Here is a 23839-nt window from a genome sequence, read left to right as displayed (position 1 = left end):
GCCCCGAAAGAGGAGGTCGACGCACCACTCATGGCCAGCGACAATCTGTCCGCTGTCATGATAGGCAAGGTCGAGGCGTCCGTCCGCGATGGGCTCGGCAAGGCGGCTCGTCAGGCTGGTCCCCCCCGCAGGCAGGAGCAGGCTACCCTTTCCGATAAGGTGCAAGGCCTTGTCAACCTCGGCCGTTCCCAGCATCGACCATCGTGAGGGATCGATCGACTCGAAGTCGTCGAGGAGAACCTGGACCTCGCCCTCACGCTGAAGAATCGAGGAAACTCCACCCCTGATCATCATCAGTGGCTTCTGACCGGGTTGATTTTCGAACGAGACCCCAACCTCATCAAGCGAGATGAGACGCCCGGAAATCCGTTGGTCATATCCAAGGGATGCCCGAAAGGCCGCGGGATGACTGTTGCTCGTGGCGATGCCTGGCTCGCTCTGGATTGCCATACCTGGCTCGATAGTGATCGGGGCCGCTCCACTGGCGGGCAAGAACCTGAGTCGCGAACGTTCTGACGTCGCCAATCGACCGGGCACATGTCCGCCGGGCGATTTGAGGAGCATTTCACCGGCGGCCCGCGATGTGGGCCGATCCTGGGCCCGGACGTATCCAGGGCCAATCGTACCGACCAAGACGACGAAGATGAGTGCGTTCCGCTTCATGTTGGTCGATTGTACGACCCCCAATCGACGACGGGCAACCCAGGACGTCGTACCCGAGGAAGGAATCCATTGGAACCGCTCTACCGAGTCTTGCTGATCGACAGCGTCCAGCGACGAGGCGACACTGATCGCGTCGAAATTGTCATTGTCCCGCACAAAAGCAGCCAAGTTTCGATGAGAAGGCTTGACGAGCCCCTTCGGAACTTGCAAATCTGCCAAGTGAAGCGAGAGCTCTCTGACTGCAATAGACCGGGACGGTCGTGCGGCAGACTCCAACATGGTGCCTTCCAAGTTGACTGATCATCCGCTTGCATCCATCGGCACGTCGTCCCTCGGTTTCATCGAGCCTTTGCAGACGGGATCGGCGGCTAATTCTCGCCCATGAGGCCAATGTCCTTGGCGACGTTTCGCGGGCACCCGCTCGCGTATCGGAGGGCCTCGATGTCTGAGACGATCGAGAGAGTGGGCCTGACTCACATTCAGATACCGCTGAAAGAACCGTTCCGGATTTCGGGAGGCGAAGTCGCCATCAAGGACGCGATCCTGGTGACGATCGAGTCGTCGGGCGGTCTGGGGCTGGGTGAGAGTTCCCCCATGGCCTCCAGCTTCGGATACTCGTCCGACACACCCGAGGGGTGTTGGGACGACCTGGTCGGGCAAATCGTTCCCTCGTTGCTGGGCCGGTCGGTCGCGAGCGTCGAGGATATCGCGTCACTGGTTGCGGGATGGGATGCTTCCAGTCGCTTCGCAGTGGCGGGCGCCGAGACGGCCCTTCACGACCTACTCGCTCAGTCCCGCCACACGAGCATCGCGGGACTTCTGGGCGTCTCCGCGGAACAGGCTTCGCTGGGCATCGAATCGGGCCTGGCCGTCGGTCTCTATCCGACGGTCGTTGAGCTGCTGCGGACGATCGAGACACATCTGGTTGAAGGATATCGTCGGGTCAAGATCAAGATTTGCCCCGGCAGCGACCTCGAACTCGTCAGGGCAGTGCGCCAGCATTTCGGCGAACTGCCGTTGATGGTCGACGCGAATGCAGCGTATCGCCTCGATGCCGAGACGATGGAGACCTTTCGTGCTCTGGACGATTTCGATCTCCTGATGATCGAGCAACCCCTGGCGGCTCGCGACATCGCGGGATTAACGCGACTTCAGGCCAGTCTGGTTACACCGATCTGCATTGATGAAACCGCCGATACGCTCGCAATGACCGTCGAGGCGATCGAGCAAGAGGCCTGCAGGATCGTCAACCTCAAACTCCAGCGGGTCGGGGGGTATGGCCCCGCAAAGGCTATCCACGACTATTGCGCATCAAAGGGCATCGCCTGCTGGGTCGGAACGATGCCCGAGCTGGGGGTAGGTCAGGCCCACGGGATTCACCTCGCATCGCTGGGAAATTGTCGATACCCGACTGACATCGAACCGAGTTCGCGTTGGTTCGTTGACGATTTCACCGTACCTCGCCTGGAACTCCACTCGCCCGGCTACCTTCGCGTCCCCGACCGATCTGGTCTAGGCTTCGTCCTGGACATGATGAAAGTCAAACGCTATCAGGTCCGGCATGTTGATTATGCGAAACAAGTCTCGTCATGATCTAGGTTAATGTTAAGAACCGGGCAATTCGATCGTGGCCAGACGACCGTCCCGGTAATTTTGCCCGCCAGCCACGAACCGTCAATTGCCAGACAACATTGCGTCAATCATGCAGTCAATCCTAATCATCCTCGTGATCCAAGTCGGAATTTCCGTCGACGAAAAAACGTCGCGGGGCATGGTTAGCCCCGCGACGTCGGAAACTGCATCGGTCGAACCGTGCTCAGTTGCTGCTACGGAGCATCTTGCGGCGGTAGGAGACGGCAACCGGGGCAACCAGGCCGAGGCCCAGCATGACCATGGAAGCGGGCTCGGGGACGGTGGCGAACGAAGCCGAACCGTTGGCCGTGCCGCTGCCGGTGACGGGCAGGGACGACGAGGCGATTCCGCCCGAGACGTTGGTGAAGGTGAAACCAGCCGTCAGGCCGGGCAGCGAGTCGAAGATGACGCTGCCGGTATTGCTGGTCGAGATGTTGTTCAGCGACAGCGACTGGTTGCCGCCGGTGAGGATGGCGGTGTAATCGGCGCTCAGGAGGACATCGCCGGGCAGGATGACCGGATTGGGGTCGCCAATGGGGCCGGGCTGGGTGGCGGTGACCGTGAAGGAGCCGGTGTAGGTGTCGCCGCTAACGAACGTCAGGTTCAGCTCCAGCGAGGCGAAATACAGGCTCGACGTCGTCTGATCGACGAAGAAGCCTGAGGTCGTGCCCACGATGGTTCCGCCCGCAACGCCAAGGTTCGAGAACGTGAAGTGCGGGGTGGAGCCCGACTCAGCGAACTGGGCGATCTGGTCAGCCTTGACCGAGGTGGACAGAGCAAGGGCAAGGCCGGCCGCGATGGCGAGGCCACGGAACGAGCGCAACTGCGAAATCATGGGGAGACCTCTTGGGCGAGCGTGATAGCCGTGCTCCGATCGGAGAGGCGAGACGAACCCACGTCGATCCATGAAATGGGATTTCTCATCCGGGCCATGGTCGTTGTGCCCTGTGCAACCATGACCCCACGTTTGTCCGCAACGAAATAATAAATAGCGATGGACAACGAGGACGTCAATCAAATGGTTGGAATTTTAATCAACCTAACTAAATGATGTAGATACGAAGGAATCACTAGCTAAGTTAGGCTTAGATCGAGCCCCTGGTTGGCGGAGATGGTGTTGATAGGGGAGAACCAAAATCGAACGGACTTTGGATCGAAATCCCTTTGTCGTTCTCGATCGGTTCGAGAGAGGCTCGGCTATTGGGACGATAAAATTCTAGCACAATCTCTCAACGCCTTTCCAGGCGGAAAATCCGATTCAACCCACTAAATAAACTTCTTGGCGTTCGCGGGCATTGGATGCGCTTTGGCGTAAGCCAATTTTGCCGTGTTGAGTTGGCGGGGCGAGAGAGGCTGCGGCCCATACTTGGTCGGGATCGTCGTCGGGATGGCGTCGGGATCGGTCGAGGTCGGCTTCGGAGTCGCTTTGGCGGCTTTGGCTGCCTGGGGACCGGGAACTGACACGCGAACATAGGAACCCGCGGTTGTGTCCTGATCGGTCCCCTCGACGAGAATATTGAAGAACCGACCTTGCTGGTCGAGGGGCCCGTTCTTAGCCGGGACATTGACGTCGAAGGCATAGGAATAGCCGTTCGGGTCGAGTTTCGTCAGGGCGACGATCCCCTGCGGCTCATATTGACGGTATTTGTCCACGACCCGGAAATGGGCCACCGGAGCCTTGTCGGTCCGGGATGTCGCGACAAATCCGCTGACGTGGATGGTGACCGTCCGACCGTCCGGCGGGAAGACGTAATGCGGCACAGCCGCGGGGAACACGATCTGCGTGACCATCAGGTCGCGTCGTTCGAGCGCATCGAGGATGGGCCTGCGCTCGCGAATGCCACGATCTCGAGGTTGACCGGAAGGTGACAGTTTTCGCCAGATCGGGCCCATGGCGCAATTCCTCTCCCAGGTCTACTGGACAGTTCGCCTCGATTCCCGCACTTCGAGAGATCGGGCGAAGTTCACTCGTTCCGCGATGAGCAGGCCCCAATCCAAATCAAGCTGACGGGGCAGCTTCGGGATCATCGGCATCGAGAGCAACCTGACAAGATCAATCCCCTTGCAAGGGCCGAACTCCGGACAGTCCAGGCTCGCCGACTTAGGGCTCCCTTTGCGAGGGGTCTCCGTCATCTCCATGAGGCTCCCCCCTGGAGAAGTCCCGAGATCGAAACCCGGTCGAGCCCGGGACGATCGAAAGTCCCGAGCCGTACCGCGTTTCGCCCGGGAGAGGAGGACCGTCGACTCGACCCGACGGCACGGTTACAAACGGGGCCCCCGGGGCCAGTATCGAGCTGAAATCGACATCGTCTTCAAGAGGATTTGCACCATGCGAGCATCCCCTTCGAGAAATTCATGCACACCCTTCCGCCTCCTGCTCATCGGCCTATCGGCTTGCTGGATCGGCTCGCATACGCCGGCTTCGGCCGCCGAGCCGCTTCGAATCATCGTCTTCGGGGCCCATCCCGACGACTGTGAACTCGAGGCCGCCGGGACCGCGGCGCTCTGGGCCAAGCAGGGGCACAAGGTTAAGTTCGTCTCGGTGACAAACGGCGATATCGGCCACCACGAGATCGCCGGCGGGCCGCTCGCCAGAAGGCGAACGGCCGAGGTGAACCGTTGCGCCGAGATCCTGGGCATCGCCACGCAGGTGCTCGACATCCACGACGGCGAAGTCCTGCCGACCCTGGAGAATCGCAAGACGATCACCAAGTTGATTCGCGAGTGGAAGGCCGACCTCGTCATCGGCCCGAGGCCAAATGACTACCATCCGGACCATCGCTACACGGGCATTCTGCTCCAGGATGCGGCCTTCATGGTGATCGTCCCCAACTTCTGCCCCGACGTGCCCGCCTTGCGGAAGAATCCGGTGTTCATGTACACCGAAGACTCGTTCAAGAAGCCGAACCCGTTCGAACCGGACGTCGTGGTCCCTATCGACGAGACGATCGACAAGAAGGTGCAGTGCATCGACGCCCTCGAGTCGCAGTTTTATGAGTGGAACCCCTGGCTCTTCGATTATTTGGACAGCGTTCCGAAGGACAAAGCCGGGCGGCTGGAATGGACCCGCAAACGGGCCGAGTCACAGTATGGCAAGGTCGCGGATCGCTTCCGCAAGCTGCTCGTCGAGGAGTTGGGCGAGGAGAAAGGCAAGGCGGTCAAGGTCGCCGAAGCCTTCGAGCTCTGCGAGTATGGATCTCAGCCGTCGAAGGACGAGTTGCGGAAGATGTTCCCGCTGCCCGATCGTAAATAAGACCGAGGATGATGGATCGGTGCCATCGCTTTTGACGGCGCGCGGATCGTTGGACGACTTCGACCCCGCACAGGCCGGCGATTGCCGTGCTCGTGCGGGGTCGAGGAACGAAGTCGGCAATGACTCGAGGCGAACCCGGCGACATCTTCGTCGCCGGGAGCCTGTGCGGGTTGGCTTAGCGCCCTTCGGCGGGGGGGGCGGTGGCGACGGCCGGGCCGCCGCAGCGACGGAGGTGGTCCTTGTCGATGAAGACCACTTCGACGCGGTGAGCGGTGTGCTGGAAGGGAATCGGGTAGTCGGCCGTGTAGACCTCATCGTAATAGATCGTGCACTTGTAGTGGCAGTGCACGAGCTGGCAGGGACCGGCCAGGGGATAGACCTTGCAGGGGTCCAGAGCCTCGCCGATCTTCTCGATGAGGAAGCTGACGTTATTGCGCTGGGATTCATAGAACGGGGCCGAGCCGTTCTTGAACTTGGGGACCTTGTCCCAGACTTCTTGCTCGCTGGGCGGATCAAGGCAAGTCGCCGCGGCGAAATCGCCGGGAATTGGGTCGAGGATGGGTACCCTGTCTCGTTCCTCAGCAGCCATGTCGTGCTCGAGCCGCTGCGACTGCGACGGGAGGATGGGCCAGACCATCGACCAGCCCGTGACGTGCAGCGGGGAGATATTCCTGGCGACATACGTCAGGCCGCAGCCTGCGAAGCTGGTGGAAACGACGGCTAACAAAGCACCCGTGATCAGGCCTCGAACCCAACGCGGGGTGATCGGGCCACGGTGCCGCGCGGATCGGGTCATGAGAACATCCCCTCCTAGGAACGTGCGCGGTTGCGACGGTGGCCGCCGGGTTGCCCGGGGCCGCCGGCGTTGGCGCCGGGTCCGAAATCCTTTGGACGACCATCTCATCGAGGCCGAGCCGTTCCTGCCGCCTCTTGCAGCAGGGCGACCGACCGTGTGCTGTTCTTATCGAACTGTCGAGCGTCCGGGTGTGAGGAATTTCCCTGTTGTGGGGTGAATTCCTCTTGCAAGGCCCCCGGCAGCTCGCCAGCGAGCGAACTTCCACATCTCTCACGATTCATCGGTCATCGCGCCCGCTCGAGTTGAGCGCCCTTCAATTCAGTCTTCGATCGGTGACGACGGGGCGGTCGGGGCGTTGTACGCTGATCAAGGCTCTGCGAAAATTCATGGGGCCGAGCAAGTTCCGCCCGATCTACCCTCGACCATCGACGCGACGGCACCGAACCGATCTGAACCGCCCCCGCGACGCTTGCGGATAAGCGGACTCAGCCCCTCCTCGAGGTCGCTATTCCATGGCCCGAGCCCACTCCGATCTGAATTTGCTTCGCTCGCTGCTCGCGTTGCAACTGGATTTCTTGACGCTGGAGGCGTTGCAGTCGGGCATCGAATGCCTGCGAGATCGGCCCGATGCCGACATTCTCGGCCTCCTCGTCGAACGCGGAGATCTCGACCGTAGCCGGGCCAACCTACTCATCGCTCTAGCCGAGGAGCATATCCGAGCGCATCAGGGCGATCTTGCTCTGAGCCTCGAGGCCGCCGCCCTTTCTCGTGAGCAATTCTCCGCGGCCTGCGAACTGGCCGATTCGCTACCGCAAAGCCCTGATATTCAAGAACTTGCGGCGCAATCCGTTCAGATTCATCTCTTAGACCAAGGTCTCGGTCGTTTCGAAGGGCAAGCAACCAATCTCGAGCCTTCACGAGATGAACGGCGGTTTAGATCAGCGGAGGGCCTGAGGCTCGATGACCGAGGGACGCGAGAACCCACCTCTCATCGGCTCCAGCCTACCCAGCCTTTGACCCTGCCCGACCACGACCCGTTCTCGACGCTGTTTGCCCCGAGGGATGATGAGAGGCATCGGACGATCGGGAATCGAGTCGAACCAGTGACTCTCCACGAACGGCCCAGGCCGAATTCGTCGGAGACGACGCAGCAGACCCCGACGGTCGCAGATCCAGCTCGGACAGAGATTGCGACCGGTGAAAGCCCTGCCAATACGCTCAGGCAGGTTTCCGTCGAGTTTGACCCGTATGCCACGCGTGCCGCCAGCAGGGGGGCGTTGACGGCAGCGACCCACGTGGAATCCGGCTCGACTCGGCGACTTCCCGACGATGAGGGGCCGCAGGAGCCATCTCCCACGCGCACGCCGCACGAGTCACGCTTCAAGATCATCCGCAGACACGCGCGAGGCGGCCTGGGTGAAGTCTATCTGGCTCGCGACGAGGAACTGAATCGCGACGTCGCGTTGAAGGAGATCCAGGCTCGGCACGCCGATCAGTTGTCGAGCCGGTCTCGATTTCTGCTCGAGGCGGAGATCACGGGGCGGCTGGAGCACCCGGGCATTGTGCCCGTCTACGGCCTGGGAACCTACGGCGACGGCCGTCCTTATTACGCGATGAGGTTCATCTCGGGTGAGAGTCTTGGCGAGGCCATCGATCGGTTCTACGACCCGGAAACGGGCCCGAAGACTCCGGGCGATCGCGAGTTGGGGCTACGCGACCTCCTCGGACGGTTCGTGGCCACCTGCAATGCGGTGGCGTACGCCCACAGCCGGGGAGTGATCCATCGCGACCTGAAGCCAGCCAATGTCATGCTCGGCAAGTTCGGCGAGACGCTGGTGGTCGATTGGGGCCTGGCCAAGGCAATGGGACAAGGGGACGACCCGATCGCAACGCAGATCGCGCCGGGAGAGGGCCCTCTGACCGTTCGATCGGGGGTCGGCTCGCAGGAGACGGTCGCAGGGTGGGCGGTGGGCACGCCCCAGTATATGAGCCCCGAGCAGGCGCGCGGTGATCTCGCGCAGATGGGGCCCGCCTGCGATATCTACAGTCTGGGTGCCACTCTCTATGTGCTGCTTACCGGCAAGGCTCCATTCGACGCCGCCGACTCGATTCGGGTGATCGAGAAGGTCAAGGAGGGGACCTTTGCTCCGCCGAGATCTGTTGAGTCGTCGGTCCCCGCCCCCTTGAACGCGGTCTGCATGAAGGCGATGTCCCTACTGCCCGCCGATCGTCACGCCTCGGCCACATCATTGGCGGACGATGTTGAGCACTGGTTGGCCGATGAGCCCGTCTCATGCTATGCCGAGCCATGGCATCGACGGCTGGCCCGATGGACGAGGCGACATCGCGGGGCAACCGTTGCGGCGGCGCTGGTCGCGGCCACCCTCACGATCTCGCTCGCCGTGGGCAACGTGCTGATCGCACGGGAACGCGACCGGGCAACGAAAAATTTCCGGGTCGCGCACCAGGCCGTGGACAGGATGCTCACCCGGCTCGGCCAGTCGGAACTGGCCGACATCCCGCAAATGGAACAGGTGCGTAAAAACCTGCTCGACGACGCCGTCCGACTTTATATCGAGCTGGCGAGGCAGAGACCCGACGATCGGGTCTCTCAGGCCGAGGTGGGAATCGCGTCGATCCGCCTGGGCGAGATCCGCGCGATGCTCTCGGAACTTTCCTCGGCGGAGCGTGACCATCGCTCGGGACTGAAGATCCTGGAGACGTTGGCGGCAACCCACCCCGAGGATCCGACACTCCAGCGTTCGCTCGCTCAGGGATACCATGGGCTCGGCGTCGTCCTGCGTAAGCTCAATCGATTTGCCGACGGCGAGGCGATGATGCGTAAGGCTCTGAGCCTTCGCGAGGCCTTGGTTCTCAACCAGTTGGGCAACCCGGAAGATCGCGCCGCTTTGGCCGACACCCGATATCAGCTCGGCGCCCTGATGGCAAGGCTCACCGGCCGATCCACCGAGGCCTTGCCTGCCTACGAGAAGGCGGTCCGGGAACTCCGAGACCTGGTCGAATCCAATCGCGAACGGCCCGATCTCAAGCTGGACCTGGCCCGCAACCTCAACAATCTTGGCATGCTCCAGTCCAAGAAGGACCTGAACGCCGCCCTCAAGACCTTCGAAGAGTCGATTGACATTCTCAAGGTTCTGGAGCGCGATTCGCCCGGTCAGGCGTCCGTGCGATGGAGGCTTGCCCGCTCCTACGGCAACGTGGCCTTCACCTCCTCGTCCCTCGGCAAGACGAACGAGGCCCATGACGCATTGCGAGAGGCTTATGAGCGATTCGAACGGCTCGTAACCGAATATCCCACCGTGGTCGACTATCGAAATGAACTGGCAGGAATCCTGACGGACCGGGCGGCGGTTTCTCAGGACGAAGGTCGGCTCCAAGACTCCGATGACGACCTCAGGCGCGCCTTAAAGATCCGCGAGGGACTCGTCAAGCAGTCGCCCGAGTTACTCGACTACCTCCGGCGGCTCGCCTTCGTTCGACTCGCGATGGCCAGGCACCTCCAGCTCACCGCGCAATATCCGGAGGCCCTCATCTTGCTCAAGCTCGGCCTCGAGGAAATCCGCTCCCTCGTCCAGCGGTTCCCCGAGGTCGTCGAGTATCACACCGACCACGCCTCATTCCTGTCGAGCATCGGGGAAGTCTGGCTAGAACTCCACGAATACGGCAATGCTTCCCGCTCCTTACGCCGTGCCATCGATGAACGCAGATACGTCCTGAAGTCCGAGCCGGGCGATAAGCGGATCGAGGGAGAGTTGCTCGTCGACCTGGCACAACTCGCCGCAGCCAACCTCGGACGCGGAGACCACTTCGATGCGGCCAAGACCGCCGAAGAGATCGTCGCCTTGACCCCAACCGACGCCGAAGAACTCCGTCGGGCCGGTCGATTCCTCGCTCGTTGCGCGTCGGTGTCGGCCCAGGATCGCTCCCTATCCGTGGAAGAACGCCCTGAATTGACTTCAGCCTATGGAGATCGCGCGATTGCCGTCTTGAAGATGGCCATCCACGCCGGATTCGATGATCCCGAGGAGTTCCTTCACCCCGATTACGACCAGCTCCAGACCCGTGAGGATTTCCGCAAGCTGGTCAAATCGATCCCGGTGAAGGCGGCCCAAGCTCGACGGTTTCGAGGGCGACCGAGTGTTGCCTTGCCGGCCCGGGCGTGTCAGATCGCCCAGCGATAACCACGACGAATCTGCGGGTTCACGACGCACTCCTCGGGCCAGCGTCCCTGTGAGAGGTCGATCACGCAGCGCGCGGCCAATTCCGCCATGTCGGCCATGCTTCGAGTGTCAATGCCGGCGATGTGCGGGCTGAAGACGACGCCGGGGACACCCAGGAGCGGATTGTCCACCAGCGGTGGCTCGGGGTCGGTCACGTCCAGCCCCGCCCCGGCGAGATGGCCGGACGTCAGGGCGTCGAAAAGGTCCCCCTCCGCAATCAGGCCGCCCCGCGCCGTGTTGATCAGGTACGAGCCGGGCTTCATCAACGCCAGAGACCGACGGTTGATGATCTGGTGCGTCTCGGAGGTGAGCGGCAGGTGCAGGCTGACGGCGTCGGACTGGCCGAGCAGGCTGTCCAGATCGAGTCGGACGATGCCGTGGCGGGCATCGAAGTCGGGATCGGGAATGGAGTCGAACGCGACGACGCGCATCCCGAACGCGACGGCCCGGGTGACCATCGCCCGACCGATCCTGCCCAGCCCGATCAGTCCGAGAGTCCGACCTCGCAAGGGTACGACCAGCGTGCGATTCCAGCCGCCGCCGCGAATCAGGCGATCATTGTTCACCACGTTGCGGGTCACGGCCAGCAGAAGGGCGAATGCCTGCTCCGCGACGGCCTCGTGGTTGGTCCCAGGAGTCGTCGTCACGGCGATCGACCGGGCATTCGCCGTGGGCAGGTCGATTGCGTCGTAACCGACCCCCGTCCTGGCGATCACCCGGAGTCTCTTTGCTGACGCGATCACATCGGCCGAGACCCGTTCTCCGCCCGCGATCATGGCGTCGGCTTCCGGCAGCCATCGGCGGAGTTGTTCCTCGGTCAGCGTGTTGTTTCCCTCGGGGTCAATCGGAGTGAATCCCGCGGCAATGAGCTGGTCGCGGAATGCCCCTACTTGGTGACGCAGGGGCTCGGGTCCGATCAGCACGTTGGGCATGGCCGCCTCGCCAGGCTTAGGACAGCATAAAAAAAGGTAGGGCCGAGATCGGCTCGAGCTTTACTCTAGCCGATCGAATCGCGCAGCGACCGAATTTTCAATGGAGTTCGGGTCGCCCAGCGAAGTCCGTTGCCAGCATCAGCCCGCGGTCTCCGGTCGAGCCGACGCTGGGATCATCCGACTGAGGGATTCGGGGATTTTCCCGGCCAGATCGCCGCCCTGGACGGCCGGCTTTTGCAGGTCGGTCGGCGTCGGCATGAGGTAGCGATCGACGACCGCCAGGGTCTCGGCCATCCATTCGGGAAAGAGGTTGTTGGCCATCACGGCGAGCTTGGCATTCCATCCGACGATGACCTCGGGATCGCCATGTAGCGCGGCATCCCAGAGCGTCCGGGCGGCTCCTTCGGCCGATGACGCGAGGCCCGGGATGACATCTGAGAGGGCAAACCAGGTGTATTCGGCCTGGGCATCGCCCTTGATCCACGCGTGCGTGTGGCCGCCCGTGCGGATCGTGCCGGGGTAGACGGCTGTCATCAGAATGTTGTCGCGGACCAGTTCGGTACGCAGGCCCTGACTCAGGCCTGCGAGCGCGAATTTGCTGGCCGTGTAAGCGAGCATCCTGGGGACAGCCACCTTCCCGCCCACCGAGACCACATTCACGATCCGGCCGAATTTGCGGGCCCGCATCGAAGGGAGGACCGCCAGAATCGGGTGGAGCTGGCCCCAGAAGTTGGTGGCCATGACGGCCCTGAAATCATCGGTCGTCAGCGACTCGGCGGGCCCGACGAGCATCGTGCCGGCGTTGTTCACCAGGATGTCAATCTGGCCGAAGCGAGTTAATGCCCTATCGACCAGCCGCCGAACCTGTTCGGGGTCGGAGACGTCGGTGGGCACGGCAAGGACCTCCGGCGAGCCGGCGTCCCTGAGTAATTCCGCGGCGAGTTCAAGCTCTTCTGCATCGCGGGCGGCGATCACAAGGCGGGCGCCCCCCTCTGCGGCCTGCCGCGCGACCATCAGGCCGAGTCCGCTCGACGCCCCCGTGACCAGCACGATACGCCCCGGAAGGGCAATCTTGCGTCGGTGCCTGAGAAACGTGCGGACGCCGACGGAAGCCCCAGCCAGGCCGAGACCAGCCAATAGCAATTTCGTGCGAATGCGCATGGATGCGACATCTCCAGGTTCGATCGTCGGGCAGCGATGGCAGTTCGTCTTTTCGCCCACCACTTTGGCGCTGCACACGTTGTGCCAGACAGTAACCCGCGAAGGTCGTTTCGAAGCGACTGGCCAATTGCGGCAGGCGCGGCTATCTTTGGTGCCTGAGGCCCTTGCGGATGCCCGGTTTGCCGGCGAACCGCACGGCCGGGCGCCCGACGATCGACCGAGGTTCCCGTCGTGCCGAAACGCGTCTTCATCACGCGGCCGATCCCCGAGCCGGGCCCAGGCCTGATCGCCCACGGGATCGCCGATGTCGAGATCTCCATGAATTCCGAGGACCGCGGGCTCTCGCACGACGAGCTTTGCCGGGCGGTCGTCGGTTGCGATGCGGTGCTCTGCCTCCTCACCGACGCGGTCGACCGCGCAGTGCTGGAGGCTGCGCGTGGGTGTCGCATCTTCGCCAACATGGCGGTCGGTTACAACAACATCGACGTGGCCGCGGCCACCGACCTGGGAATCCAGGTGACGAACACTCCGGGAGTGCTCACCACGGCCACCGCCGACCTCGCCTGGGCCCTTATCCTGGGCATTGCACGGCGAGTGGCCGAGGGGGACGTGGAAATGCGCGCCGGCCGTTTCCCCGGCTGGGGGCCGCTCTACATGCTGGGCGGTGACGTGGCCGGCGCCACGCTGGGCTTGATCGGACCCGGTCGGATTGCGACGGCCGTCGCTCGCCGCGCCGTCGGCTTCGAGATGCCAATGCTCTACCACGGTCGGCGTCCCTCGCCCGAGCTCGACGCGCTGGGGGGACGCGGCGTCGGCCTTGACGAGCTGCTGTCATCGAGCGATTTCGTCAGCCTGCATGTCCCATTGTCGGAAGAGACCCGCCACCTGATCGACGCCTCCGCGCTGGCGAAGATGAAGTCGTCGGCCTACCTGATCAATACTTCACGCGGGCCGGTGGTCGACGAGGTTGCGTTGGTCGAGGCCCTGAAGGCGGACCAGATCGCCGGAGCTGCCTTGGACGTGTACGAGGACGAGCCGAGGATGGCCCCGGGGCTGGCCCAATGTTCCAACGCGTTGCTGCTGCCCCACCTGGGAAGCGCCACCCGTGCAACTCGTGCGGCGATGTCTCGGATGGCCGCGGAGAACCTGATCGCCGCGCTCGATGGGCGGGTCCCTCCCAATCTTCTGAACCCGCAAGTTCTCCAAGCCGGGGGACGATCGTGATCGGCTTCTCTACGCCATCCGCGAGGATCCTGGCAGTCACTCCGGGGGAAGGTGGGTCCGCATGGGCGTGATCAAATTTCGTCTCCCCCCCGACCTGCCCGCGGCACGCCTCGCGGATCTACGCCGCGCGTACGTCACGGGGCTCGACCGGACTCCGGGGAGGGTGCGAGTCGAGATCAAGTCGAACATCCTCCTCGGCCATCGAGACGTGGCCGAGAGCGCGCGACTCTCGGTCCCGTGGCCCGTGCCCGGAGCCGGAACGCCGATCCTGTCAACGGCCACCCTCTCCGAGCGGAACGAGCCGTACGACCTTGCCGTCGAGCTGGCCCGCGGGCGACTTAATGAGGTGCGCAACCAGGTTGCCGACTGGCGGCAGATGGGCCTGACAACCACGCCTGAGCTGGACAACCTGCTGCGATCAGCCCGCCATTCCTTCGTCGCTGCGGCAACGCGGCGTGATCAGCCGGCGGAGTCGTTCAAAGAGGCCCAAGACTCGCTCGCAGCCTCTTGTCAGGCCGGCCATCTCGTCGCGTCGGAGTACACGACCCAGGTCCTGCAAAACCGCCTCTCGGCCTCGCCCAAACTTCCAACGCTCCTGGCTGGCGTGGTCGAAGACGATCCGATGAGCAATCCGTGGGGCCCAGCCTGGTCCGAACTCTTCAATGCTGCCCAGGTTCCGACGACCTGGAAGGCGTTAGAGCCCTCCGAGGGGAAATATCGGTGGGAGGAACTCGACGCTCGTCTTGCCTGGTGCCGCAAGCGTCAGCTCCCCATCCAGGCCGGCCCGCTCGTCGAGTTCCGCGCCGGTGCCCTGCCCGATTGGATCTGGCTCTGGGAAGGGGATTTCGACGCGATTCTCGATCTCGTCGTGTCGCTAGTGCGGCAGACCGTCGGCCGCTTCAAAGGGCAGATCCCCGTCTGGAATCTGGTCCAGCGACCTGCGACCACAGGTCTACTCGGCCTCTCCGAGGAGGAGCAGGTGCGGATCACGGCGCGTGCCATCCAGGTCGCACGCCAGGCCGATCCCGCCGCGCAGTTCGTGATCGGATTCGATCGCCCCTGGGCAGAATGGATGGGATCGAGCCCGTTCCAGCTCGGCCCGCTCCACCTGGCCGATTATCTCGCGAGGGCCGACCTCGGACTCGCCGGCCTGGCCCTGGAAATTGCCCCGGGATTCTCGCCGCCCGGGAGCCATCTGCGTGATCTATTCGACTTTTCCAGGCTACTGGACCTCTACGCTCTCCTGAACTTGCCGCTGCACCTGACGTTTGCCATCCCTTCGTCTACGAAGGCTGACCCCCGCGCCGAGTCCACCGTGACGGTCGACGATTCGCAATGGCCGGGCCCGGTTGATGAAGCGAGCCAGCACCAGATGGCTACGGAGTGGATCGCGATGGCTGTCGCCAAGCCATTCGTCCGGTCGGTGACGTGGAGCCAGATTAGCGACGGCCTGCCGAACCACCATTTCCCGAATGCCGGCCTGTACCGTGCCGACAAGACCCCTAAGCCGACGGCCGATTGGTTTCGCTCGTTTCGCGCCGAACTTCTTGCTTGAGCAATCTCCGGCGAGCGAGCCCCAAACAGACAAACCCTTCGAACGGCCAACAGGGCCGCGCGGGCATAGCCCGCGCGGCCCTGTTGACGTGATGCCCGTCTCGTCTCGCCTCAGTAGGCGAAGATTCCGAAGGGATAGGGAGTGAAGAACGGGCGGGTGTAGTGCTTCTTGAAGTCCAGCCACCAGATGCCGTCATCCCAGCGGAGGGTGACCGCACGCCAGTCGAGCGGCACTTCGGGGTAGGGGTTGAAGGGGCCGATATTCGGCCAGGCCTGCCAGGGGTAGGCGGTCGGGTAACCGACGGCCGAGTAGTTGTTGCCCGGAGCATAGCTGGGCCAGGCGTAATTCGGGGCGCCGGGGGCGCTGGCCTGCGAGGCACCGACCATTCCGGCCGCTCCCTCGGGGACCGGTCCGCCGGCGAACGGGTCGGAGGCGACCGAGTTCGTCACCGTCCCGCCCTCGATCGGGCCGCCGCCGCCGACGTATCCACCCTGGTTGTGACCGTGGCCGCCGTGCCCGCCGAGTGCGAGGCGGGGGTCGGCCGGCTGATACTGGGCCGGGCGAACTCGGGAGTCGTTGCTCATCAGCTTATCGACGACCGAGGAGACGCCGGCAACCTGCCGGGCGCGATCCATGGCCTCGGCCTTCTGGGCGGTGTTCGACACGGCACCCGCGAGGGTCACCACGCCGTCTTTCGCCTCGATCTCGATGCGGTATTTGGCCAGTGACCTGCTCGAGCCGAGCGACATGGCGACCGCTTCCGCGGTGGCCTGGTTGCGACCTTTGGCCGGAGCTTGCGACCAGGTCGTCGTCGACATCCCCGCGATCAGCCCAAGAGCCAGCGAAGTCCTTTTCCATCCAACCAACATGGGCATGTCCTTCTCCCGCCGGGACCGACCTCAACGTGTGCGAACGGCGTGCGGGACGCGTCGTTCGAGTCGGGGGATTTTCTGGAAATCCAGTCCGGAATACCTCGGCCAATTCATTGGGCCGCGGCCTACGTCCGACCAAGGCCGGCACTCCTGAATCGACCGGTCCACTCCCGAATCATCACGGCCGATTGAGGCGACCCAGGATGTCCCATCGGACAAGTGAACCCACCAGCAAGGTCGACCATACCCCGCCCCGGAACCGCCCGGTCGACCTTCGCCGAGAGGCTGAAATCGCAAGAAGTTGAAAGATTACTGATGTTGGTACGAGGTGAGTCCTCGCCGATCACAGGGCCGACGGCTGGCGGCGGCTCATCGAAAGCTGGGAAACGTGCGACCAAAAAAAAAGGGCCCCGAGGGGCCCGCCATCACTTCGTCGTTGATCTTCGAGTCATGTTTCAACGCCAGAGTCAGACAAGGGGGCCGTGTTCGACCGCTCCGTGAGCATAGTTGGTCTCGATCGCTCCCGCCATTCCGCCCCCGACAGTCACTCCGAAGAGGAGAACCGTCATGGTGACTCCGGCAAAGAGGGCGAACTCGGAATCGTGAAGTCCGCAGAGGGCGCCGGCGACGCCCAGGCCGAAGAGGGCGAAAATAAATCCGACACGGCCACGGTATGCCCAGGAAGTCTCGGGCATCAATCTGGTCAGACACAGGGCGAGCACGCCCAGGATCTGAAACAGGACGACGGCCAATTCCAGGATTACGCAGAGTTGAACTTGAGACATGGCCATTCCGAATTCCTTCCTTGAAACTCGGGCGGATGGTGCGGCGACATCATGTCGGCCGGAATCGAGTGGACCAAGAAAAAGCACAATCGGTGCCAATCAATCCAAACTGCCCAATCCGCCTTCGGCACCGGTCGATCAAGTCCGAAACTTGAACAAAAACGCCTCTGCCGCGGATTATTTCGCGGCAGAGGCGCGTCATTCTTACACGGACAGCTGTGTCAGACTTACACAATGCCTGAGATGGATGTCATTTTGACTTCCTGCGGATGCCAGAGCCCGACGATTGCATGTCGCGGTAGCCGGTGAAGTCACTGACCTTCCACCCCGCCTTTTCATGCCGAACCTCGACACGACGCGTCAGCTGCTTTCGGCCTTCGGTCTTCGAGAGCAGGACGCTGGATTCGCCGGTATTGTGCGCCGGCAGCTTCATCGACACGGTATAGCCGTCGAAGATCTCCGCGAGATCATCGAGGTCTTCGTCCGAGATGCTGCCGTCGAGGATCGAGCCGAAGAGCCGCTGATTCTTGACGGCCGCGATGCGGCTGGCACGCATTGCCGTGGCTTCCAGCAGAGAGTCCCGATTCTTCGCCTTGACCGCATCGACGAACGCGGTGACCGCCCCCATCGGCGTGCGGTAGTCTCCCGGCTTGGCCGGAGTCCCGGGGGAACCCGCACCGCCTGAGCCATCCATCGACCGCTGGCTGCCGGGCATCCCGCCGGGCATCCCGGCTGGCCCTTGCATCTGTTGCTGGGGGTTGAACGGATTTCCAGGCGGCTGATCGCGGCCCGCTGCTCGGCCCGCCATCATCATCTGCTGCTGAGACTGGGGAGTCGTCGGGGCCCCTGGGACCGGCGCGCCCGGATTGGCCGGGTCGCCCTCGGCGATTGGCGCTGCGGCCCCCTTGGAAAGGGCGAGCATCTCGGAAGTCGCGCCGTTCACGGGAGCGGCCGCGACCGCCGCGGTTTCCTCGACCGGCTCCGCCGCGGAAGTCGCGGGGGAAACCTCAGCCGAAGCCGCCTGCAGGGGGGCCCCAGCCGGTGCCGAGGCCGTCGTGGGATCGGCCTTAACGGGATTCTCGGCGACCGCCGCCGCGACTGGTGCCTGGACGGCCGCGGGTGCCTGGGCGGCGGGGGCGGGAATGGGCGACGAGGCGGGCGCGCCCGCGACGGCCGCGGTGGAATCCGACTCAGGATCGGGGACATCGTCGCCCCCTCCGCAGCCAAGCCAGAAGACGCTGAGCCCCGCAAGGGCCCACCGAGCCGCGTCGCTTCTCGTCGGTCTCATCGGTCTGCCTCTCTCTGGGCTCGGTCGAATAAAAGTCCGCGCACGCACACTCTCGAAGCCCATGCACGCGTTGCCACTTCTCCTTCGATTATGACGGACGGAACTTCCGGGCGGAAGCGACAACCGGGCCGATTCCGCGGCGGCAGAGCCTGTGTCGTGCCCCACCCTTGCCCGTGTGCATCCCGGTCTTTATGATGACCCTTCATCACACCGAGCGAGCCCGCCGCGCGAGACCCAACCCCATGCCCCAACTGCCCAAGACCATCCTGCTGGTCGACGACGACGGCGAGATCATCGAAGCGATGCGGACCGTGCTCGAAGGCAAAGGGTTCCGCATCCTCGTCGCACGCGACGGCAATGCCGGCCTCGCTGTCGCCGAGCGTGAGTCGCCCGACCTGATCATCCTCGACATGATGATGCCCAAGAAGTCGGGCTTCCTTGTCCTCGAGAAGCTCAAGAGCCGACCCGGCGGCCTGATCCCTACGATCATGATTACGGGGAACGAAGGCAGCCGCCATCGAGCCTACGCCGAGATGCTTGGGGTGAGAGACTACCTCCGCAAGCCGTTCGCCATGGAGAAGCTCATTCGGTCCGTGGAAAAAGTCCTCAATCTCTCCGTCGAGGACGACGACTGAGACGGCCCGCATCGGACCGTGGGCGAAGATGCCCCGACTTTCGAGGATCCGACTACGGTCCGCCCGAGCGGTTCTCTGCAAGTCCATGCGCCTCGTCCAAAACGGGCAACTCCCGGAAGACGAGTGAAGAAAATCGACAGCGATCTCGCATCGATTGGCCTGGCATATTGCTCAGGCTCATCATGAGGGCTTCGATCATGCAAGGAGGCAGGATCGAAGGTCGGTCGACACCGCGTATCTTGCCGCGGCGGGTCGATCGACCTCACCAAGTCTTATTGCGCGGGATTCTGCTTGCACGGACGTCCGGGGCGATGTAATTCAAAGGATCTCGGGATCTGGATCGGTCGCGTGCGTGCCGGGGTATGCTGCGTGCCCACGCCCACCCCGTCACAGCTCCAATCACGGGGCCCGGGACGAAGGCTTGTTCGCCAACTCGCCGAATCCAACCTCTCTTCGAGGGTCCGTCCCATGCGACGCCGAGGCTTCACGCTGATCGAGCTGCTGGTCGTAATCTCGATCATCGCGGTTTTAATCGCCCTGCTCCTCCCCGCCGTGCAGTCAGCTCGCGAGGCGGCCCGTCGCGCCCAATGCATCAATAATCTGAAGCAACTCGGCCTGGCGATGCACAATTACCATGATGTCGTGGGTAGCTTCGCACCGGGCTCGATCGCCGACACGGGTTGGAACGGCACATGGTGGAACTGGATGGCCTTCGTACTGCCGCAAATCGAGCAGACGAATGTCTACAATTCCATCAACTTTTCCCGGAATAACATCTCCGTCGCGAGCAACGATCTGGCGCTCCAGGACCCCAATGTCACGGTATGGCGCTCGTCCATAAGTGCCTTCCTGTGCCCATCGGATCAGGTTGGGACCGGCAAGATGGACAACATGCGTTGGACGACGATTGTGGCGCTTGGCCAACCGTTCAGCGGCGGCGTGACCTGTTACGTCGGCAACTGGGGCGATATGAAGATCGGCAATACCACCTTCGATTTCTACTCGGGCGAGAGCCTCCCTGGCCTGGGGCCGAACTGGGGATGTGGCGGGAAATTCCGCGGCATCTTCGGCGATTGTAGCAATGGCCAGACGACTGGGTTGAGGGATTGCACCGACGGCAGCAGCAACACCCTCCTCGTCGGCGAATGCTCGCCCAACATGAATGGATCGCTGCTCTGGGTTAATGGAGATGGCACTTATGCGTCGACGGTCATCCCTCTGAACTGGAAGAGCACGCTGAAGGACGGCGAACGCGACCCCTCGGATGGGACGACCTGCGACATCAGCCAGCTCAACAATTTCAGCCAGGCCCTGCGTTGCTGGCGAAATCAGACGGTCAATTATGGCTTCAAGAGCTGGCACCCCGGCGGCGCCAACTTCGCCATGGCCGATGGGTCGGTCAAGTTCATCAAGCAGACCATCAGCGCCAGAATCTACAACGCCCTGGGGACCAGGGCCGGCGGCGAGATCGTCTCGTCGGACGCCTTCTGAGTCCGGTCAAAGACATGCCGCGAGCCGGGGCGACGAGCCCGCCGATGGAGCTGTCGTCACCCGGCCTTTCGTCCACGAGGGATCCCCATGAAGACCCCGAATCCTCCCCGCGGATGGATTCTCGCTGGCATGCTGGCTGCGTGCTCCGCCTTCAGTTGCGGCCCCGACAACGGCCTGACATTGGCCAAGGTTTCCGGCAAGGTGACCTTCAACGGCCAGCCCGTGGAGAATGGGACGATCTTCTTCATGCCCGACGAATCTAAGGGAACAGAGGGCCCCCCGGCCGTCGGCTCGATCATCGCCGGCGGCCACTACATCATGTCGACGGAAAGTTCCGGAGACGGTGTCATCGTCGGGTCGCATAAGGTGGGGATCACCGGGGTCGAAGCCAAGCCGGTTGCCGATTCGGAGGTCATCGACCTCGAGTCGAATCCGCTGGGCTACATGAAGGCCAAGGCGAAAGCATCGCAGGCCCGCAGGCAGTCTCCGAATGCTAAGGACCTGATGACCGACCGCGGGGGCCGGAAATACCGCTATGTCACGCCCTTGAAGCTGGTCAATCCGCAGGAGTCGGGGATCGCGGTCGAAATCACCGGCGCGAAGACCATGAACTTTGACGTGGCCGAGGATGGATCGGTGAAGATCCAATGATCGCCCCTTGCGATCGGATCTTCCGATCCTCCGCTTGAGTCACCTCCGTCGGCACCCCGACCGGGCACGACCGGAGGGGACAGATCGTCCCCCTTTTGCAATTTCTTGGCGGGTCTGACCGAAGTCGAGGCCGGAACGGGCGGGCGTGTCGCTAACTTGTTGTGCCGTCGCCCTGACCTCGACCAGACTCGTGGCGACTCGACCCGGCGTCCACACCCCTTCGAACCACGGACCGGAGAGCATCCACCATGAACCATCCGAACCGACTCGCAATGCCCGCCCTGCTGGGCGCAGCTCTTTTGGCGACGACCGCCTATGCGGCCGATCCGCCCGCCGGGATGACGAAAGGTACCCCGGAGCTGAAGTCTGCCGGTGCGCTCGCCTTCGGCCCGAATGGCTTGCTCTTCATCGGCGACACCAAGGGCGGTTCGATCTTCGCCGTCGAGACAGGCGATACCACGCCCCCGCCGAGCAAGGCCACCCTCAAGGCCACCGCGATCAACGAGAAGATCGCCGGGCTGCTGGGGACTACCGCAAAGTCGATCCTGATCCAGGACGTCGCCGTGAACCCGGCGTCAGGCAAGGCATATCTGTCCGTCGCTCGCGGTAATGGCCCAGAGGCCATGCCGGCTGTCCTGCGCGTGGACGGGAGCGGGACGGTCGAGTTGGTCCCGCTCGAAAACGTCAACTTCGCGAAGGCGTCCCTACCGAACCTTCCCGCCGCCAATGCCCCTCGCAATGGCCGGACCGATGCCATCACCGACATCGCGTTCCTGGACGGCAAGGTCTTCGTCGCCGGCCTGTCCAACGAGAACTTCGCATCCAGGCTGATGGCCATCCCCTACCCGTTCGTCGAGTCGGGTGACGGCACCAGCCTCGAGATTTACCACGGGGCCCACGGCGGCTTCGAGACTCGCAGCCCAGTCCGGACGTTCGTGCCTTACTCGATCAAGGGTGAGCCGCACCTGCTGGCCGCTTACACCTGCACCCCGCTGGTGAAGATCCCCGTCGCCGCCCTGAAGCCGGGCTCGCACGTCAAGGGGAAGACGATCGCCGAGCTGGGCAACCGCAACAAGCCGCTCGACCTCGTCGCCTACAGCAAGGATGGCAAGGACTACCTCCTGCTGGCCAACAGCAGCCGGGGCGTCATGAAGATCCCGACCGAAGGGGCCGACACCGCCGAGCCCATCACCGATAAGGTCGCGGAGACCAAGGGCGTCCCCTACGAGACCATCGCCGAGCTGAAGGGCGTCGAGCAGCTCGACAAGCTCGACGACCATCACGCGGTGATCCTCGTCCGCGGCGAGAACGGGTCGCTCGACCTTCGCACCATCGACCTCCCCTGACCTGAAGCCGGACGCATGGCGAATGACGACCAGGGAACGGTCGGTCGCCGATCGCACTGGAACCTCCGGCCGATCATGGATGGGACGCCGGGGGTTTTTCGCCCCGACGACGCCGACTACCGCACGGAAGACCCAGATGGATCTCAGGCTCCACGCGATGGCCTACGCGTTGTTGTTCACCTCGGTCGCCTTCGCGGACGGCCAGGGGCCGAAGATCAGGCTTGAGACCGGCGGGCCCTCGGCCGTGGTCATCGTCGAAGGTCTGGAACCGCAAGCCTGGAAGACGCTGGCCGGGAGGGCTGCCGATCCGGGGTGGCTGTCCGAACTCTTGACCGTCCGGCTGAAGGACGCCGAGGGGCCGCCGATGCTGGGGCGCTGCCGCGTCGTCGGCCAGACACTCCGGTTCGAGCCGAGATTTCCGCTCCAACCGGGCCTGATTTATCGAGGATCCCTGCACCTTGAAGGACGCCCCGCGATCCACGCGGACTTCAGCCTGCCGAGGCCTCCCAGCGGTCCTCCGGCGCGCGTGATACGAGTAACGCCCACGGCTGAGGACTTGCCGGAAAACCTACTGAAATTCTACGTCACGTTCTCGGCACCAATGGCTCGAGGTGAGGCATATACTCACGTCCAGATTCTCGATCGGGACGACCGACCACTCAGCCTTCCCTTCCTCGAGCTTGGCGAGGAACTCTGGGATCCCACGGGCACCCGCCTGACGCTGCTCCTCGACCCGGGAAGGATCAAGCGGGGGCTCGTCCCGCGCGAGGAGGAAGGCCCGATCCTGATCTCGGGTCGCTCATACACGCTGAGAATCCGCAAGGAATGGCCCGATGCAGGCGGGAATGTCCTTGCCGAAGAATTCCGTAAACCGTTCCGGGCGACCTGCGCCGACGAAGTCTCGCCTGCCCTCTCAAGCTGGAAGCTCACCCCTCCTCGGGTCGGGAGCCTGGAGCCGGTTTCGATCGACTTCCCCGAGCCGCTGGACGACGCCCTTCTTCGAAGCGCCCTTCGGGTCGAGGTGGGTGAAGATCAGTCGATTGAGGGCAGCATCGAGGTCGATCGCGGAGAAACTCGCTGGCGATTCCGTCCGAAGCAAGCATGGACGAAGATGGGCTATCGGGTTGTGATCGAGGCCATCCTGGAAGATCGTTCCGGCAATAACCTCCTGCATCCATTCGAGGTCGACGTCGCCCGCCCCTCGACGAATCTCGACGAAACGAGGACATTTCGCATCCCATTCAGGGCCTTGTAGAGCATACAGTGATGCGTGAACCCGGTCGATCAACGCTCGATCCAAGCAGGCTCGCAATG

Annotated in this window: 18 protein-coding genes; 10 read left to right on the top strand and 8 right to left on the bottom strand. The window is 63.2% G+C overall.

Going from position 1 to position 23839, the window contains the following annotated elements:
- Window positions 1–1104: 1104 nt before the first annotated feature.
- The gene (menC, locus tag EP7_RS18155) at window positions 1105–2256 is read left to right on the top strand and encodes an o-succinylbenzoate synthase (protein ID WP_463523242.1); all 1152 of its coding nucleotides are present in this window, start codon (window positions 1105–1107) and stop codon (window positions 2254–2256) included.
- Between the two features lie 223 nt (window positions 2257–2479).
- Here the strand turns inward: menC and EP7_RS18150 are convergent, their stop codons facing one another.
- Window positions 2480–3130 (bottom strand): PEP-CTERM sorting domain-containing protein, encoded by a 651-nt coding sequence (locus EP7_RS18150; RefSeq protein WP_463523240.1) that lies wholly within the window; start codon window positions 3128–3130, stop codon window positions 2480–2482.
- A gap of 431 nt (window positions 3131–3561) precedes the next feature.
- Window positions 3562–4188, bottom strand: coding sequence for a hypothetical protein (locus tag EP7_RS18145; protein ID WP_463523238.1), 627 nt, complete (start codon window positions 4186–4188; stop codon window positions 3562–3564).
- A gap of 436 nt (window positions 4189–4624) precedes the next feature.
- On the opposite strand from EP7_RS18145, the gene EP7_RS18140 reads away from it, so the two are divergent.
- Window positions 4625–5548 carry a PIG-L deacetylase family protein gene (locus tag EP7_RS18140; protein WP_463523236.1) on the top strand — a complete coding sequence of 308 codons (924 nt, stop codon included), beginning with the start codon at window positions 4625–4627 and terminating at the stop codon, window positions 5546–5548.
- A 175-nt stretch (window positions 5549–5723) separates the two neighbouring features.
- Here the strand turns inward: EP7_RS18140 and EP7_RS18135 are convergent, their stop codons facing one another.
- Window positions 5724–6344 (bottom strand): hypothetical protein, encoded by a 621-nt coding sequence (locus tag EP7_RS18135; RefSeq protein ID WP_463523234.1) that lies wholly within the window; start codon window positions 6342–6344, stop codon window positions 5724–5726.
- Window positions 6345–6856: 512 nt separating this feature from the next.
- On the opposite strand from EP7_RS18135, the gene EP7_RS18130 reads away from it, so the two are divergent.
- Window positions 6857–10546 carry a protein kinase domain-containing protein gene (locus tag EP7_RS18130; protein WP_463523232.1) on the top strand — a complete coding sequence of 1230 codons (3690 nt, stop codon included), beginning with the start codon at window positions 6857–6859 and terminating at the stop codon, window positions 10544–10546.
- Here EP7_RS18130 and EP7_RS18125 read toward each other — a convergent pair.
- Entirely contained in the window at window positions 10528–11517 is a 990-nt protein-coding gene (locus tag EP7_RS18125) for a phosphoglycerate dehydrogenase (RefSeq protein WP_463523230.1), read from the bottom strand. The two genes, EP7_RS18130 and EP7_RS18125, sit on opposite strands and share 19 nt — an antisense overlap.
- A 138-nt stretch (window positions 11518–11655) precedes the next feature.
- On the bottom strand, window positions 11656–12678 hold the full coding sequence (locus tag EP7_RS18120; RefSeq protein WP_463523228.1) for an SDR family NAD(P)-dependent oxidoreductase: 1023 nt from the start codon (window positions 12676–12678) through the stop codon (window positions 11656–11658).
- Between the two features lie 231 nt (window positions 12679–12909).
- Between EP7_RS18120 and EP7_RS18115 the strand changes: the two genes are divergently transcribed.
- Entirely contained in the window at window positions 12910–13902 is a 993-nt protein-coding gene (locus EP7_RS18115; RefSeq protein WP_463523226.1) for a 2-hydroxyacid dehydrogenase, read from the top strand.
- A gap of 61 nt (window positions 13903–13963) precedes the next feature.
- Window positions 13964–15457, top strand: coding sequence for an endo-1,4-beta-xylanase (locus EP7_RS18110; RefSeq protein ID WP_463523224.1), 1494 nt, complete (start codon window positions 13964–13966; stop codon window positions 15455–15457).
- Window positions 15458–15567: 110 nt separating this feature from the next.
- Here the strand turns inward: EP7_RS18110 and EP7_RS18105 are convergent, their stop codons facing one another.
- The 3 genes from EP7_RS18105 to EP7_RS18095 all read right to left on the bottom strand — a co-directional run bounded on the left by EP7_RS18105 (window position 15568) and on the right by EP7_RS18095 (window position 18402).
- Window positions 15568–16332, bottom strand: coding sequence for a BON domain-containing protein (locus EP7_RS18105; protein ID WP_463523222.1), 765 nt, complete (start codon window positions 16330–16332; stop codon window positions 15568–15570).
- A gap of 464 nt (window positions 16333–16796) precedes the next feature.
- Window positions 16797–17120: a hypothetical protein gene (locus tag EP7_RS18100; protein WP_463523220.1), complete on the bottom strand. Its 324-nt coding sequence runs from the start codon at window positions 17118–17120 to the stop codon at window positions 16797–16799.
- 244 nt (window positions 17121–17364) lie between these two features.
- Complete coding sequence (locus EP7_RS18095; protein WP_463523218.1) at window positions 17365–18402, bottom strand: hypothetical protein; 1038 nt, start codon at window positions 18400–18402, stop codon at window positions 17365–17367.
- Between the two features lie 242 nt (window positions 18403–18644).
- On the opposite strand from EP7_RS18095, the gene EP7_RS18090 reads away from it, so the two are divergent.
- From EP7_RS18090 to EP7_RS18070, 5 genes are all read left to right on the top strand, one after another.
- Window positions 18645–19037, top strand: coding sequence for a response regulator (locus EP7_RS18090; RefSeq protein ID WP_463523216.1), 393 nt, complete (start codon window positions 18645–18647; stop codon window positions 19035–19037).
- Between the two features lie 468 nt (window positions 19038–19505).
- Window positions 19506–20528 carry a DUF1559 family PulG-like putative transporter gene (locus EP7_RS18085; RefSeq protein ID WP_463523214.1) on the top strand — a complete coding sequence of 341 codons (1023 nt, stop codon included), beginning with the start codon at window positions 19506–19508 and terminating at the stop codon, window positions 20526–20528.
- 87 nt (window positions 20529–20615) lie between these two features.
- The gene (locus EP7_RS18080; protein ID WP_463523212.1) at window positions 20616–21179 is read left to right on the top strand and encodes a hypothetical protein; all 564 of its coding nucleotides are present in this window, start codon (window positions 20616–20618) and stop codon (window positions 21177–21179) included.
- 248 nt (window positions 21180–21427) lie between these two features.
- Entirely contained in the window at window positions 21428–22525 is a 1098-nt protein-coding gene (locus tag EP7_RS18075; protein ID WP_463523210.1) for a hypothetical protein, read from the top strand.
- Between the two features lie 136 nt (window positions 22526–22661).
- Window positions 22662–23780: an Ig-like domain-containing protein gene (locus EP7_RS18070; protein WP_463523208.1), complete on the top strand. Its 1119-nt coding sequence runs from the start codon at window positions 22662–22664 to the stop codon at window positions 23778–23780.
- Window positions 23781–23839: the final 59 nt, after the last annotated feature.

Source organism: Isosphaeraceae bacterium EP7, assembly GCA_038400315.1.
Lineage (GTDB): Bacteria > Planctomycetota > Planctomycetia > Isosphaerales > Isosphaeraceae > EP7.
Note: the sequence above shows the minus strand (reverse complement) of the source record. Positions and strands in the feature narration are given on the sequence as shown.

Bases quoted from the DNA above. Each gene is read 5' to 3' on its own strand.
- EP7_RS18110 (WP_463523224.1), top strand. From the start codon at position 13,964: ATGGGCGTGATCAAATTTCGTCTCCCCCCCGACCTGCCCGCGGCACGC.
- EP7_RS18090 (WP_463523216.1), top strand. From the start codon at position 18,645: ATGCCCCAACTGCCCAAGACCATCCTGCTGGTCGACGACGACGGCGAG.
- EP7_RS18145 (WP_463523238.1), bottom strand. From the start codon at position 4,188: ATGGGCCCGATCTGGCGAAAACTGTCACCTTCCGGTCAACCTCGAGAT.
- EP7_RS18150 (WP_463523240.1), bottom strand. From the start codon at position 3,130: ATGATTTCGCAGTTGCGCTCGTTCCGTGGCCTCGCCATCGCGGCCGGC.
- EP7_RS18095 (WP_463523218.1), bottom strand. From the start codon at position 18,402: ATGAGACCGACGAGAAGCGACGCGGCTCGGTGGGCCCTTGCGGGGCTC.
- EP7_RS18100 (WP_463523220.1), bottom strand. From the start codon at position 17,120: ATGGCCATGTCTCAAGTTCAACTCTGCGTAATCCTGGAATTGGCCGTC.
- EP7_RS18105 (WP_463523222.1), bottom strand. From the start codon at position 16,332: ATGCCCATGTTGGTTGGATGGAAAAGGACTTCGCTGGCTCTTGGGCTG.
- EP7_RS18120 (WP_463523228.1), bottom strand. From the start codon at position 12,678: ATGCGCATTCGCACGAAATTGCTATTGGCTGGTCTCGGCCTGGCTGGG.
- EP7_RS18075 (WP_463523210.1), top strand. From the start codon at position 21,428: ATGAACCATCCGAACCGACTCGCAATGCCCGCCCTGCTGGGCGCAGCT.
- EP7_RS18135 (WP_463523234.1), bottom strand. From the start codon at position 6,344: ATGACCCGATCCGCGCGGCACCGTGGCCCGATCACCCCGCGTTGGGTT.
- EP7_RS18125 (WP_463523230.1), bottom strand. From the start codon at position 11,517: ATGCCCAACGTGCTGATCGGACCCGAGCCCCTGCGTCACCAAGTAGGG.
- EP7_RS18140 (WP_463523236.1), top strand. From the start codon at position 4,625: ATGCGAGCATCCCCTTCGAGAAATTCATGCACACCCTTCCGCCTCCTG.
- EP7_RS18080 (WP_463523212.1), top strand. From the start codon at position 20,616: ATGAAGACCCCGAATCCTCCCCGCGGATGGATTCTCGCTGGCATGCTG.
- menC (WP_463523242.1), top strand. From the start codon at position 1,105: ATGTCTGAGACGATCGAGAGAGTGGGCCTGACTCACATTCAGATACCG.
- EP7_RS18070 (WP_463523208.1), top strand. From the start codon at position 22,662: ATGGATCTCAGGCTCCACGCGATGGCCTACGCGTTGTTGTTCACCTCG.
- EP7_RS18085 (WP_463523214.1), top strand. From the start codon at position 19,506: ATGCGACGCCGAGGCTTCACGCTGATCGAGCTGCTGGTCGTAATCTCG.
- EP7_RS18130 (WP_463523232.1), top strand. From the start codon at position 6,857: ATGGCCCGAGCCCACTCCGATCTGAATTTGCTTCGCTCGCTGCTCGCG.